A 15,329-nucleotide genomic window follows, 5' to 3' on the forward strand; every position below is an offset into this window, starting at 1 on the left:
GTTTTGTGTTCCTTTCCAAGAATACCAGTACATTATTATTACACCTCACAACCGTTCGAGCATATGGTCTACATCGTTTTCTTTATAAAATACATGCTATCTGGTATTGTTGTCTTTGTCATTCCCGGTCCTTCCATTTTAAGGGAAATAGATGGGGTTATATTATCATTTTGTTGATAGTATATGCGAATAGGATGAAATCCTGCTTCTAAGTACACTTGCTCCGATAACTCGGCACCGCTATAGTTAAAATCATTATTTATTAAGTGGATTTCATGGAGCATAATATGACAATTGGAAGCAGATTTTAAGGAAATAGTATAAGCTCCGTCTTTAGGAACCTTGATATACCCCTTATAAAACAATCCAACTTCTGCGGTCAGTCCATTTGTATCTAAGTTAACCCCAGGGGAAATGGATACTTTTTCAGGGGCGATTAACTCGAAATTTGGCACCCAATGATGAGTTCCTGAATAAACCCTCTTATGTAAACCATTGGTAGCCCCTGGCAAATTAACGCTAGGGATAAAATCCAAATCATAAGGTCTATTGGTAGATGAACTTCTTCTTAGTTGAAGTACCTTGTCTAACATTTCTTGTTGCAGTTCTGGCATAGATAGGGCTAAGTTTACACTTTCTCTTTCGTCTTTTACTACATTATAAATTTCAAATGGAGTGCTACGATGACTCTCAATATCATATCGGACACCTTTATAATCTCCAATACGGATAAATTGCATTTGACCTCTTTTTCGCCCTTTTTTTGAATTTTCAAAATCTGCGTAGTTCGGTGTTTTGGAATTATTAAAATATTCCCCGTAAAGATATCTTTGGTTTACTATTTGATTGTTGTTTTGCGTTAAGGATGGCATTAAAGAAACCCCATCAGTATATGCAGGAATCGATACTTTGGCTAGATCAGCAAAGGTAGCTAGCCAGTCCCATTGCCCTGAGGGATATGTAACTACAGTGTTTTTCGGGATTACCCCAGGGTATCTACAAATCGTAGGCATTCTAATTCCACCTTCCCATAAGTCCCGCTTTATGCCGTTTAAATTAGCGTAGGATTGGAAAAATTCTGGATTTTGAGCAAACTGACCACCACTGCCAGCTTCGTTATGAGGGCCATTATCTGAAGTGAAAACAATTAATGTTTCTTCGTCAATTTTCAAATCTTTTAAAAGCTGGATGATATCTCCAACGGCATTATCAAGTCTTCGGATCATACTAGCATGCCTCTTGTCTCCTTCACTCCAATCTTTATTATCATAATCTGGATGGATATAAGAATCTTTTTTGCCAGAAGCCGTATTGACCCAAGGTGTTGGAGATGTTTGTCCTGTCCATTGTAAACCTCCGTTAAGTCCTCCTCCTTTGGGATATTCTTGTGTTGGGACTTGTAAGGCCGCATGGGGAGCATCATACGCTAAGTATAAAAAAAATGGTTGATTTGGGCGCGAAGATTCATGCTCAACGATCCATTGCTTAGATTTAGCCGTAAAAACGTCAGTCGAATAAGTCAATTCCGTGTCCTCTAAAATCATGTCGTAGCCATTAGTGAAATAGGCCCTTTGAGGAGTAGTGCCATTTTGAGGATAATGTTCGTGTCCTTGTATATGATATAAATAGCCATAAAATTGGTCAAACCCTCTTTTTAAAGGATGCGCCTCTAATGTTTTGGGATCCGGTTCAGAAGCCCCACGCCTACCAGCCAAACCTGCTTTACCAACATGCAAAGTTCTATATCCAGCCCTTTTAAGCATTTCGGGCATGGTCAATCCTTCTTTTAAGGGTGCATCAAACTGATTGTCCCTAACACTGGAATGACCTTGATGTAAACCCTCTAGTAGAGATGCTCTAGCAGGAGCGCAGACAGGAGCTGCGGTGTAGTGATGTGTCATCATAGCTCCCTCATTGGCCAAAGCATCTAGTTGAGGTGTAACCATTTTTCTGTCCCCTGAAATTTGGTTTTGCCAAAATTTCCCTAAATCCCCAAATCCTAAATCGTCTACATAAATGAAGATTATATTGGGGCCACTATTGGTCACTGGTTGGTCCGTGTAATTTTTGTTTCCATGTTGTGCATTCAAAAATAAACTTGTTGTACACAAAAGAAGAAAGAACTTTACTCTCTGATAATTCATATTTGTTTTAATTATTTAATAATGTATTCATACCCTTAACATCCCTATATTTATCTTCCATTAGGTTTTTGTGAATTTTAAAATTTCTTTTTTTCCAATAATCTCCTTCTTCCCATAATGGAGGCATTATATCCTTTTCCCAGTCCTCTAGTTGATATATTAATTTTTTGTGCAGAATGGTATCAACTTTAGACAAATCATTAGATTCCCCTAAATCATTTTTTAAATTATAATGCACACTTCCATGACCTTTTAATCTTATCAACTTGTCATCTCCTATACGTACGGCAGAGTTTCCAATTTTTCTCCAAAATAATTTTTCATGTGGCTCAGTTTGTTTCTCTCCCTTTAAAAAGGGAATTAAATTTACACCGTCTAATCCCCAATTTTCATCCTCATTTATATCAGCAGCGGCAATAGATGTTTTAAAGATATCTAATGATGAACTTAAACCATCATAGGTTTGGTTTCCATTAAGCTTTTCTGGCCAGTGAACAATAAAGGGGACCCTATGTCCGCCTTCAAATTTATTTCCTTTAAATCCTTTCAATGGTCCATTTATGGATTGATTGGTAGTTGCCCCGCCATTATCACTTAAAAAGAAGATTAGAGTATTATTAAGTTGATCGGTAGAGGCCAACTTATTCATTAACTTTCCAATATTTTCATCCAACGACCATGTCATAGCAGCCAATTTTTGACGTGGGTGTCCTTCGTATTTGGCTAAATGCTCTTTTTTTGCATCCATAGGCGTATGAACGGCATTAAAGGCTAAGTACATAAAGAATGGATGCTCTTTGTTTTCCTGTATAAAATTAACTGCCCTATCTCCTAGGACATCTGTTAAATATCCTTCAAATTTTACTTGTTTTCCATTTTGCTGAAGCATAGAGTGGGAATTCACCTTTTTTAACGGGAAATAAGATCTACTTCCTCCTAAAAAACCGTAAAACTCCTCGAAACCACGATTGTTTGGATGGTCATCCTCATTATATCCCAAGTGCCATTTACCTAAAGCAATGGTCTTATAATGATTTTGTTTAAATACATCCGCTATAGTAATTACATCATCGGCCAACCCGATTTCTCCCGACTGTTTTGAGCCCGTTCCATTTGCTTCAAAACCAAACCTTTGTTGGTACTTACCGCTAATTAATCCAGCTCTGGATGGTGCACAAACAGTAGCGGTAACATGTGCATCGGTCAATACCACTCCACTTTTTGCTAATTTGTCTATATTGGGAGTTTCTAGGTCTTTACTCCCCATAAATCCAAAATCTAAATAACCGGCATCATCAATTAGAATAACAATTATATTAGGTTTTTTATGTGGGAGGAGTGGATTTGTTTTTGTCGAATTGCATCCCATGAGCCATACAGAAAAGACCAATAATAGAAAATGAAATTTCATAAATACAATAGTTTTATTTTTAAATTTAAAAAATGGGACAGTCGATAACCTAGGCAGAAATTGAGTATAATGCAAGGATATTTCTATTTATGAGTAAAAGTGAAATTTTTATCTCTGTAAGAATCATTTTTGCGTAATTAAAAGAAACAATTATAGCTATACTTATAGCTATAATTGTTTCTAGACAATTCAGTTCTTTTTACTACTGTAATAATCCCTTTACCATCCTGGGTTTTGTTCCAAGTTAGAATTTAATAAAAGTTCGTCTGAGGGTATTGGGAACAAGTAATAATGATCTGGAAACGCAGGGGGAGTTGGCCAATAGGAAATATATCCCTCTGCAGCATCCCCATCAACGGGTAATCTGTTGTTGTAATCTGCAGCTACAATCCATCTTCCCAATTTCTTTTCAGCCGCATAGTCCATTTTTTTCCAGCGTCTAAGATCTTGCCAACGATAGTCGCCTTCGAACATCAATTCAATGGCGCGTTCTCTTCTTATTTCCCACAAAACAGGATCAATAGAAGAATCTCTTCTTGGATCATCAATAATGGCAGCAATATTTAGTGGCGCAACACCTCCTCGAGCTCTTAAAGGAGATATAGTTTTGTCTGCTACAGATTGGTTAAATTCTCCTAACTCAAATTTAGCTTCAGCATAATTCAACAATACCTCACCCAATCTAAATACTGGAGCATCAGAAATATCGTTATTTTGCCTGCCTGTATTCAACTGATCATAATATTTAAAGGACTTATATCCTGTACGGGTTACATTAAAACCATGACCTTCATTAAAATCTCTAAAATGAGGTGATGTGCCTACAAAAAATCCAGTGTGATTTGAAGATGGCAACTGCTTAGTAGTATTTCCAATAATATTTGGCATTATATCAATAAACTCCCTATGTTTTGGGTCATCATGAAATTCCCATACCCTTTGATTTCCTCCAACGTTTCTTTTGACCCTGAAAGGTGGGACTACAGTAACCAACATTCTTTCGTCGCGATCTCTAAATTCTGTATATGGATCTCGTTCTAACATAGCCCCACTTACAAAATCAGGATTGGCACCCACAGGTGTTCCATCTTTGTATAAGTACATATCGGCAGCTTTCTTTGTTAGATCCCAGTTACCGGCAGAGTTTCTATGTCTAGAAGTTAATGCATGGGTTAATACTTGATCTACATGTTCTCTATAAAGTAAAACATTAGAGTTAGACTTTAAATTATCGCTATTGAAAAGCTCATCATATGTTCCTGTTATAGATTTACCAGTCATAACGGCCTCAGAAGCAGTGGCACTTGCCCTTAAATAGGTTTCTCCTCCTTCCAGATTATGGTATTTTCTCCAAGTACCTTCAAAAAGTGCGAAACGAGACAGGAAGGCATTAACCACATCGGTATCTACACTATTATCGTCACTCCCATCTTTATTTATATTCTCAACAGCATAATTAAGGTCTCTAAGAATATTGGATGCAACTAGATCTCTGGTGTCTCTGGGGGCTTGTAAAAGCTCAGAATCCTCACCTATAAACTCTTCAACCCAAATAACACCGCCATATTTTTGTAAAAGCTTAAAATAAGCAACAGACCTAAAAAATAAAGCTACGCTCTTCCAATGATTTTGTTGTGTTTCAGACAGCGCTGGATTATCAATATTACGTAACATAATATTAGCTCTCCTAATGATACTATAGGGAGCAGTATAGTCTCCGCTGGAAGCAGGAACCGTAATTCTTTGATGTAGCCAATTTTGGCCGTTATTATTGTTGCTGCTCACCAACATGTCGGAATTCCAATCCTGATTAATAAAACCTAAATCAAAAGGATTAAAAATGTTATAGAATCCCCATGCATAAGTTTTGAAGTTGGTATTTGAAGTAAACGTTGTTTCTTCTACTAATTGGTCTAGAGGCAGTCGTTCTAGATCATCTACACAGCTTATGGTAAGCATAACGGCCATTGCCATTATTAACTTATTTATTTTTCTCATGTTATCTTTTTTTAAAATTCTAAATTAACCCCAAATGCAAATTTCTTCTGAAACGGATAATTACCACCAGCACTACCAAATTCAGGATTTAACCCAGGGGGTAAATTATCGCTAATAAAAGGGTTTTCAGCAGACAGCGTAAATCTCAATCTATCTAGAAATATTTTATCAAGAACCTTGGATGACATTGAATACCCTAAAGAAATATTGCTTATGGCGAGGTATGATCCGTCTTGTAAATACTTGGTTTGTGTTCTTCTGCTACTGCCGTAATTGACTCCTCCTAGAGGGTAGTTTCGAGGGTAATAGGCATCTGTATTTTCGGGTGTCCAATAATTCGTTTGATGTGCAAATACATTGCTAAACTCACCTACGTAAGGAAAGTATAATTGACCATTATTATAAAAGTCTCGTTTGCCTACACCATTCATTCTAAAGGAAAAATCGAAATTTTTGTATCTAGCACCACCATGAATTCCAAAGCGAAAGTGTCTGTTGGTGTTTCCTATAACTTTTCTATCACCCGGGCCTGTTTCTGGAACAATATTTCCAGTCGCCTCATCAATGGTATAAAAAGCAGTATTGTTTCCATCAGTAATTACTCCATCACCATCTAAATCAGTGAATTTAGCATCACCAGGATTCGGACTTACGCCTTCTATGGAAACAACGCCATCTTTCAAGGTACCATTTCTTAAATCCGCATTTAAGGAACCTTCCACAAAATCGTCCACGGTATAAAATCCGTCAGATACATAGCCCCATAATTCCCCAATGGTCTGCCCTTCGTAAAAACTACTCAGTAAGCCAACTTTATTATCGTCATATTTAACAATTTTGGCATCATTATCATTTATATTAAAACCTAGATTATAGGTGAAGTCCTTCCCTATACGATCTCTCCAAGTCATTTGAAACTCCCACCCCTTAGTTTCAGAAGTCGCAGTGTTCTGTTGTGGAGCATTGGTTCCTAATATACCGGGTAAATCCGCACCAGGCGCTAAAATGTCAAATACGGTTCTAGTATAAATATCTAAGGTCGTATTTAATTTATTGGAAAAAAAGTTAACATTGGCACCATAATTAAGAGTTCTTACTCGCTCCCAGGTAAAACTGGAACTTACCAGGCCGGGGGTACTTAATGTGGTGTAACGTATAGAGGAGTTAGGGTTGACCCAAGCAGCATCGTATGCCGAAAGTGTTGGGAGGTATGGATAAAGTCCAATGTTCTGGTTTCCTATATCCCCCCAAGAACCCCTAAACTTCAAAAATGAAACAACATCCTTCACAGGCTCAAAAAAGGATTCTCTTGACAAGGTCCATGCGCTAGAAAAAGATGGAAAAAAACCTATCCTCTCTGCGGAAGGGAATCTTGAGGAACCATCATATCTACCACTCGCCTCTAAAAAGTATTTTTGCTTAAAGTTATAGCCAATCCTACCGAAAGCACCTTGAACGGCCCATTCACCAAAGCTATCACCATTAGTCGGGTTTTCTGTACCTAGTCCTAGGGTGGGTAGCTCTGGGCTAATTAGATTATCTATGCCGGCAGAAAATGATTCAGAATGGTTGGTTTCATCATTCATTCCCACTAGTATTGAAAAATGATGATCCTCTAAACTTTGCTGATAATTTGCATATAGATTTAGAGCTTTAAATACGATATCAGAGTTAGATCTATTATAACTTGTAGGGGGGATTGGGTCTGGCTCAAATCTAAATGGACTATAAAATAGTACGCCGTTATTAGAGCTTCTAGAATTACCAACACTATTTTGGTATGTATATTCTCCTGTTATAGTTAAATTATTGATGGGCTTATACTCTAATTTTCCGGTCAAACGAATATTTCTATTTTCCACTTTACCAGGAGTTCTATGCCTAGCAAGATTTTCAGGTGTGCCAAATGGAACAGTAGATCCATCCTCTAAAGTGAAATCTCCAGAGCCAGAGAAGGTTCTCAACTGTACAGCATCTAAATAGCTTGCTACCGGATTTAAAGTAGTACTTGCCCTGTAATTTGTACTTAAACTTGCGGTAAGATTGTTAGATAATTCTGATTGAAGAAATGCGTTAAGATTGTATCGGTTAAAACTATCATTACTTGATGCCATGATGCCATCTTCATCATAATAACCTAGGGATACACGGTAGGTAGATTTTTCAGCACCGCCACTGAATGCTAAATTATGAATTTGGGTATAGCCGGTGTCGTCAAGAAAATCGCCTACAATATCATTTTTTCTTAAGGGGTAAAACTGCCCATTCTCATCGGTAAATACACCATCTTTGGTCGGAATACTAGAAGGGTCTTGGTTGTACTGATTTATTAAATCAATCCATATTCCAGTGTCTTGCCCAGAAAAGTAATTGTCTACACCAGTATCTTTAAGTGTTTGAACAAATTGTAATGGAGAAGCTGGCTCAATTAGTTCTAAAGGAGAACTAACGCTCATACTTGAGGAATATGTTAGTTTTGGGGTGTTTCCTTTTTTACTTTTTTTAGTGGTGATTAAAATCACTCCAAATGCAGCGCGACCACCATATATCGCAGATGCTGAAGCGTCTTTAAGAACAGAAACACTAGCAATATCATCTGGGTTGATATCTCCTATATTTACCGGGACATTATCCATTAAAATTAATGGCTGGCCTCCATTAAGCGATTGAAAACCTCTAATGTTAATGGATGCACCTTCTGCACCAGGTCTACCGGACCCAACATTTATTTGCAATCCAGGGATCGCTCCTTGAAGAGCAGTTACTGAATTGGAAATTGGTCTATCTGCAATGACGTCTTCAAAATTCACGGTAGAAGTAGCACCGGAAACATTTTCTTTCTTTTGGGTACCATACCCTACAACTACAACTTCTGATAATTCTGATGCATTTTCTTCTAATCTTACGATTATATTCGTCTTATTGCCAACAACAATTTCTTGTGTTAAGAATGCAATATAGGACACAACCAACGTGGCATTCTTATCTTTAACCGTTAAGGTAAATTTTCCGTCAAAATCAGACTGTATCCCATTAGTTGTTCCTTTTTCCAAAATATTCGTCCCAGGTAGCGGTTGACCATTTGAATCATATATTGTTCCCGTTACTTTTATGCCTTGGGTTGCTATTGAATTGTTAATTGAACTATTATCTAAGGTTAGCTTTAACCCTATAGGTTCTTTTTTAGGTTTTAGAATAATTTGATTATCCATAATCCTAAAGCGAACATTCGACTCTTTAAAAAGCTTTTCCAAAACAGATGATAACTGTTCTTTAGTAACTTTTATAGAAGTAGTTTTACGATAGTCAACCTCACTATCTTTATAAATAAACTTGTAATCGGTAAGGGATTCAATTTTGTTAAATACCTGTTCTAGGCTTACATTCTCAAGAGTCAAAGTGATTTTCGTTTTTTGTCCATACGAATCATTGGCTTGAAGTTGAAATAACGAAACAATTAAAATGAGTGTGGTTAGTTTCATTTTTAAGTCAAATTTAAATAGAAAAGCAGCAGGTCGCTTCCTTAAATTATGTGGTATTTTCATATTTTTGTTATGCATTTTGGTGATTAATTAATTTTAGTCACATGTTTTGATTCGGGAGGTGTTGCAACCACCTTCCGATTCTTTGTATTTTAGAATACAGCGACTTTTTTGATTTGATATGTTTAATAGTTTATTTCATTGGCAAGTCTTGTTTTTAAAGGTTAGTTAATTATTACTGTATTGTCTTTAATGGCGTAATCTATTGGGTGAATCTCATTAATATAACTGAACACTTGGTCTATCGTTTCAATGTCAAAACTGGCAGATATAATATCTTTACCTAGATCCTCATTATTATTTTGAATAGTAACATTATATTTCCTTTCCAATTTTTTTATAATATCATTAAAGGGGACGTGCCTAAAAATAATTCGACCATTGATCCAGGCGGTATGCATCTCTATATCGGCTTCTTCAATAGCAATAATTTGTTTATTTTTATCCCAAGAAGCCTTATAACCTGGCTCCAAAAGCGTAGAAGTTTCTGGTTTGTATGTTGCGTTTTGGTCATATATACTTATAGACCCTTCAACAAGAACCGTATTGATAACACGGTCTTCGAGATAGGAAGACAGATTAAACCGTGTTCCTAATACTCTTATGTTAATATCATTTGCGTTAACAACGAATGGATGTGCCGTATCTTTTTTTACATCAAAATATGCTTCTCCATTCAAAAACACTTCTCTGTTTTTTCCTTTCCCAAATTTAACGGGGTATTTTAAAGATGTACCCGCATTAAGATCCACCTTGGTACCATCGGATAAAATCACTTGAAAACACTTTCCGTAAGGTACAGTTAAGGTATTGTAAGCTATTGTTTCTTCACTTATTTGATTAGTATAAACCAATTGGCTCCCACTTTGTGATCCTATCACATTACCATTGGGATCAATTATATTGAAAGATGTATCTAAATTTATGATTTCAAGACTGCCATCCTCCAATTGAAGTGTGATATTTTCTGAAGAGGATAGTATCTCGGAGTGTCTTGACAAATAAAAATTTTGGTAGAAAAAGACGAAGCCAAAAAACAAAACAACAACGGCGGCGTATTTTATTACTTTTGATGTCGGCTTTAATATTCTTAATCTACCTTTTAAGTTTTTGGCGGTACCGTCTATAGGTCGTTGAAATTGCGAAACTACTGTGGCCCAAGCAGCATCAACATTTAAACTATCTATAAAACCAATACGTTGCGATTTTTTATAAAAAAGTAAATAGTCAATGAATATTTTCTGGTTCTCTGGAGCTTCATTTAACCATTTTTTCAAATCGTTGAATTGATTCTTATTAATTTCATTAGCTGCGTAAGCTGAAATTAATTTTACAATATGATTGCTGATTTTATCCATATTCACTCCCTTTTATATTATATATATACAAAGGATTAAAAATGGGTGAAAAGAAATTAAGTTTTTTTTAAACTAAAAGCAACATTATGATAACATCAAGTGAACCTCGAAGTTGTTTCAATGCTCTAGAATAGTGGGTTTTTACTGTATTTACTGAAACTCCTAAATATTCGGCGGTTTCTTTATATTTCATATTTTGCAATACAATGGCTTTAAATACTTCTTTGCTTTTTTCAGGAAGCGCTTCGATTTCTTTGTACAATTTCATTTTGTTTTCTTCAAAACTACTGGTATCCAAGTTATCTTCTTCCATAAGAACACTAACGTGATGGTCAATTTCTTCAAATTGATACTTTAGTCGCCTTTTCATAAGTTGAAACGTATTGTTCTTAATTGCTTTAAAAAGATACGGGGCCATAGCGCCTTCAAATTTCATATATATTTTTTCGTCCCAAAGCTTTACGAATAGTTCTTGGACAACATCTTCAGCTATTTGAAAAGAGTCACAGTACTTCAGGGAATAAACACATAAAGGCATATAATAGAGATTAAAAATTTCCTTAAAAGCGGTGTCATCACCACCTTTAAGTTTTTCCAATAACATTAAATCTCTTGAAGACATAAATCAAATTAAATATGAGGAGGGGTTTTAAGATTAACTTTTGCTAATATAAATTAATTTAACGGACTAGTACTTTCTTTTGTGTTAGTAGTTAAGTAAGGTGCTTTTTATAAAACATCCTAAAAACACTTTTTTCTTGTTGATAAATCAATATAGCCCTACTGTATAAGGCATATAATCAAGTTGAAACGTAGTCATTTTAAAAATAATTAAGAAGGCAACTTACTTCGATCTTGATAATACATTCTTAACCTCATTCAATTCAAATAGGTTTTCATTGGTAGTAGCTTGAATAAAATTTTACAACAAATTCAAATTTTATTATTGAAACTATATGACGCACTTTATTCAGATAAGGGAGAGTTTACATCAGCCCTAATTAAGATGGAGCCTAAAGGAAAAGCCAGAAATCATTCAGGTGTTTGAGGTATTCGGAGTTGAAGATGTTTACAGGTTAAAAATTGTAAGTATATGTAAAAAAATATAATAAATTCTGTATACACCGTCATTTAGGGAGGCAATAATTAATAAAAGAAACCTCTTCGAAATCTACCTATATTTTTTAGTATCTAGTTTTACGGTACACTTACCTATTTCTATTGGTACTATTATTTTCCCTGAGTAGTACGCCAAATTTTGACAATTTTCCCGTGACAATTTCTATATTAAGAGAATGCAGTTATCGTAATTTTTCGGCTATTAGCAACCAGACTAGAATCGCAACCCAAATATCCGTATCTTTAATAGAAGGTGGATTGGAACCATACTTTGTCCCTTACACACAAATCTGTTCCCTAAAACACCAGTTGCATCCCCATAGAATCTAAAAAACAACGGTCGTTTGTTCCCTGCTGGCTGCTTAAATAAAATAATATTATGAAATCATACAATGTCACCCAAAAACTTATAAACTCCCATTTGGTCGTTGGAGAAATGACCCCTGGGTCTGAAATAGGGATAAAAATAGATCAGGCTTTGTTACAGGATGCAACGGGAACTTTGGTTCAGCTAGAGCTAGAGGCAATGGGGCTTAAAAAAGCCAAAACGGAGGTTGCCGTTCAATATGTAGACCATAACCTGTTGCAGACCGATTTTAAAAATGCCGATGACCATTTATTCCTTTTGTCGGCTGCACAGCGTTTTGGCCTATGGTATAGTAGACCCGGTAACGGAGTAAGCCATCCAGTGCATATGGAACGTTTCGGTAAACCGGGAAAAACGCTGGTAGGATCGGACAGTCATAGCTGTGCGGCGGGATCTCTGGGAATGCTCGCCATTGGTACAGGGGGATTGGATGTTGCCCTTGCCATTGCAGGAGAACCCTATTTTGTAAAAATGCCCAAGGTAATGGGGGTTAAATTAACAGGAAAACTTCCGGACTGGGTAAGTGCTAAAGATATTATTCTGGAGATGCTCCGTAGACATGACGTTAAAGGCGGGGTCGGAAAAATTTTGGAATATTATGGAGACGGATTAAAAAGCCTAAGCGCAATGGACCGTCACGTTATTGCCAATATGGGAGCCGAATTAGGGGCAACCACGACGGTGTTTCCCAGCGATCAGGAGACCAAACGCTTTTTAAGATCTCAGGGCAGAGAAGAAGATTGGACAGAACTCCTGGCCGATGAAGGTTGTGAATATGATTTACATGAAGAAATAAGGCTAGACGAGTTGGTTCCACTTATTGCCCAACCTACAAGTCCCGGCAATGTGGTTGCCGTTAGCGAAGTTGCAGGAAAACCCATCGGCCAAGTCGTCATCGGATCTTCCGCAAACCCGGGCTTGCGCGATTTTTGGATGGCCGGAGCCATTGTAAAGGACAAAACCATTAACGGCGAGGTGTCTTTTGATATCAACCCGACCTCTAGACAGGTCATCATGAATATGATCGATAACCGTGCCTTTGCCAACTTAATCAAAGCAGGAGCCAGATTCCACCAATCAGGCTGTATGGGGTGTATCGGGATGGGCCAGGCCCCAGCCTCGGACACCATTAGTCTAAGGACCATGCCACGAAACTTCCCGAGCAGGTCGGGGACGGAAGACGACCAAGTGTACCTGTGCAGCCCAGAAACGGCGGCGGCCTCTGCCTTAACCGGAAAGATTACCGACCCTAGGGATCTTGAGGAATTATTCGAAATGTCCTATCCCCAATATGAAAGCCCGGAAATGGAAATTATCAATACAGAACTGTTGGTAGCCCCGCCCGAGGATGGTTCAAAAATTGAATTGAAGAAAGGACCCAATATTAAAGCATTGCCCCATATTAATCCGCTGCTGGACAAGTATGAGGTGCCCGTTCTCCTAAAAACGGGAGACAACGTCTCCACCGATGAGATTTTGAAGGCCGGGGCCGAAGTATTGCCTTTTAGAAGCAATCTTCCAGAAATCAGCAAATATACCTTTACGGTGATAGATGATTCCTTTTATGATAGGGCCATGGAATCAAAATCCTTGTATGGCGGACACATTGTAGTCGCCAAGGAGAATTACGCCCAAGGATCGAGCAGAGAACACGCAGCATTGGCACCCAAATATCTTGGACAGGTCGCTGTGATAGCCGTTTCCTATGCCCGGATAGCGTGGCAAAATCTTGTAAATTTCGGGATACTGCCCCTCGAATTTATGACTATCGCAGATTATGACAAAATAGGGCAGGGAGACACCGTGAGCTTTAAAAATTTAAGGAACGATATTAAAAACCGAAATCCTATTAAAGTCAGAGTCAGTAAGGATTCGGGTAAAAAACTTGAGTTTGATACCAAACATACCCTAAGCGATCGTCAGATAAATATGCTGCTTCAAGGGGGGATTATTAATGAGTTCAAGGACAAACTAAATACATAGAAAACTATTCTCAGCCCTGACCTATCCTTTAATCATCAATCGAAATCTATGTCATTAAATAAAATTTATTCTATTGTGATAAAATGTGTCTAACGGAATTACCGCTCATTTCATTATTCAAGGTTTATAGTCTGTCGTACAAGAGAATAGGGGCGTTTGATAAAAACCACACCCAAAGAATTGCGAAATAATCGTTACATTTAATATGTGAATGAATGTCTTTTGAGCACTTTCTTTGCATTGCCTACTTTCATCCGACACAGTTGGTACACGCAGACTGGCTCATCTAATGATCTCCAATAAAAATCCGAAAATCCAATACTATGGAACTACTGCATAAATTTTTAGAGTTTGAGCTTTTGAGCATCGGAAAATATAATTTGAAAGTTATTGGTTTGGTCATAGCATTTTTAATAATAATGATAACTAGGATTATTTTATGGGCTATCAAGAAATCTATGTTTCGCAAAAGAAACTTAGAACGATACAATGAAGGAAATACCTATTCTTTGTACCAAATTATAAAATACACACTGTGGGTAATTGCTGTTGGCTTTATTTTAGAAACTTTTGGGGTTAAAGTAACCTTGTTAATTGCCGGATCCGCTGCCTTGCTGGTAGGGATAGGCCTTGGATTACAGCAAACATTCAACGATATAATCTCTGGAATCATTTTGCTCTCCGAAAGATCAATCAGAATTTCAGATGTGCTTCAAATCGATGGCGATATTGTGAAGATACAGGAGATTGGCTTGCGTACTTCTAAAGGACTAAATACGGACGACATTTCAATTATTATTCCCAACTCTTTAATTACTACCAATAAAGTAATTAATTGGAGTCATCAAACAAATCTAAATCGTTTTAGAATAGATGTAGGAGTCAGCTATGGAAGCGATGTAGAATTCGTTATTAAAATCCTCGAAGAAAGTGCTAGAGAACATCCAGAGGTGAATGATGAAAAAACTGTAGAAGCAAGGCTTAAGAATTTTGGAAACTCATCCTTAGATTTCCAAATCCTTTTTTATAGTAGCACCATTTTCGGTTCAGACAGAATGAAAAGTGATATTCGCAGAATTATAAACTTAAAGTTTCAACAAAACAATATCACCATACCATTCCCTCAAATGGATGTACATATAAAATCTAGTCCAAAAGAAGATTAATGGCGAGTTTTCCTCTATTGGCTTTGTTTGGTTTTGACAGACAGTACATTAATCCGTAGGGTAATAATTTGGGCGTTCCCTCCTTCGTCGGGCGGGCCCTTGTCTATATCCCTTGTTTCACTGCGGGGATGCCGCCGCGGTCCCTAACGCAAAAAAATATCTGGGCCAACAGTAAAAGCGTTCCAAAATGTGTTTTTTAAAAGATAACTCAAAAGGGTTCAACAATTTTACCTAAATAAAA

General features: G+C 37.0%; 8 protein-coding genes. 2 read left to right on the plus strand and 6 right to left on the minus strand.

Going from position 1 to position 15,329, the window contains the following annotated elements:
- Window positions 1-68: 68 nt before the first annotated feature.
- The 6 genes from BUA16_RS03240 to BUA16_RS03265 form a co-directional block, all read right to left on the minus strand.
- Complete coding sequence (locus tag BUA16_RS03240; protein ID WP_084668420.1) at window positions 69-2,144, minus strand: sulfatase-like hydrolase/transferase; 2,076 nt, start codon at window positions 2,142-2,144, stop codon at window positions 69-71.
- A 7-nt stretch (window positions 2,145-2,151) separates the two neighbouring features.
- On the minus strand, window positions 2,152-3,555 hold the full coding sequence (locus BUA16_RS03245; RefSeq protein WP_072763202.1) for a sulfatase-like hydrolase/transferase: 1,404 nt from the start codon (window positions 3,553-3,555) through the stop codon (window positions 2,152-2,154).
- Window positions 3,556-3,774: 219 nt separating this feature from the next.
- The gene (locus BUA16_RS03250; RefSeq protein WP_084668421.1) at window positions 3,775-5,553 is read right to left on the minus strand and encodes a RagB/SusD family nutrient uptake outer membrane protein; all 1,779 of its coding nucleotides are present in this window, start codon (window positions 5,551-5,553) and stop codon (window positions 3,775-3,777) included.
- Between the two features lie 11 nt (window positions 5,554-5,564).
- The gene (locus BUA16_RS03255; protein WP_072763203.1) at window positions 5,565-9,035 is read right to left on the minus strand and encodes a SusC/RagA family TonB-linked outer membrane protein; all 3,471 of its coding nucleotides are present in this window, start codon (window positions 9,033-9,035) and stop codon (window positions 5,565-5,567) included.
- 224 nt (window positions 9,036-9,259) lie between these two features.
- Window positions 9,260-10,453, minus strand: coding sequence for a FecR family protein (locus tag BUA16_RS03260; RefSeq protein WP_072763204.1), 1,194 nt, complete (start codon window positions 10,451-10,453; stop codon window positions 9,260-9,262).
- Window positions 10,454-10,520: 67 nt separating this feature from the next.
- Window positions 10,521-11,075 (minus strand): RNA polymerase sigma-70 factor, encoded by a 555-nt coding sequence (locus BUA16_RS03265; protein ID WP_072763205.1) that lies wholly within the window; start codon window positions 11,073-11,075, stop codon window positions 10,521-10,523.
- An 876-nt stretch (window positions 11,076-11,951) separates the two neighbouring features.
- Here BUA16_RS03265 and BUA16_RS03270 point away from each other — a divergent pair.
- Both BUA16_RS03270 and BUA16_RS03275 read left to right on the plus strand, forming a co-directional pair.
- Window positions 11,952-13,922, plus strand: a complete 1,971-nt coding sequence (locus tag BUA16_RS03270; protein ID WP_072763206.1) for an aconitate hydratase — start codon at window positions 11,952-11,954, stop codon at window positions 13,920-13,922.
- Between the two features lie 323 nt (window positions 13,923-14,245).
- Window positions 14,246-15,088, plus strand: a complete 843-nt coding sequence (locus tag BUA16_RS03275) for a mechanosensitive ion channel family protein (RefSeq protein WP_072763207.1) — start codon at window positions 14,246-14,248, stop codon at window positions 15,086-15,088.
- The last annotated feature ends 241 nt before the right edge of the window (window positions 15,089-15,329 follow it).

Origin of the sequence: Arenibacter nanhaiticus, assembly GCF_900141935.1 — a bacterium.
GTDB classification, from domain to species: Bacteria; Bacteroidota; Bacteroidia; order Flavobacteriales; family Flavobacteriaceae; genus Arenibacter; species Arenibacter nanhaiticus.

Coding starts and splice junctions, on each gene's coding strand:
- BUA16_RS03240 (WP_084668420.1), bottom strand. CDS start 2,144: ATGAATTATCAGAGAGTAAAGTTCTTTCTTCTTTTGTGTACAACAAGT.
- BUA16_RS03245 (WP_072763202.1), bottom strand. CDS start 3,555: ATGAAATTTCATTTTCTATTATTGGTCTTTTCTGTATGGCTCATGGGA.
- BUA16_RS03250 (WP_084668421.1), bottom strand. CDS start 5,553: ATGAGAAAAATAAATAAGTTAATAATGGCAATGGCCGTTATGCTTACC.
- BUA16_RS03255 (WP_072763203.1), bottom strand. CDS start 9,035: ATGAAACTAACCACACTCATTTTAATTGTTTCGTTATTTCAACTTCAA.
- BUA16_RS03260 (WP_072763204.1), bottom strand. CDS start 10,453: ATGGATAAAATCAGCAATCATATTGTAAAATTAATTTCAGCTTACGCA.
- BUA16_RS03265 (WP_072763205.1), bottom strand. CDS start 11,075: ATGTCTTCAAGAGATTTAATGTTATTGGAAAAACTTAAAGGTGGTGAT.
- BUA16_RS03270 (WP_072763206.1), top strand. CDS start 11,952: ATGAAATCATACAATGTCACCCAAAAACTTATAAACTCCCATTTGGTC.
- BUA16_RS03275 (WP_072763207.1), top strand. CDS start 14,246: ATGGAACTACTGCATAAATTTTTAGAGTTTGAGCTTTTGAGCATCGGA.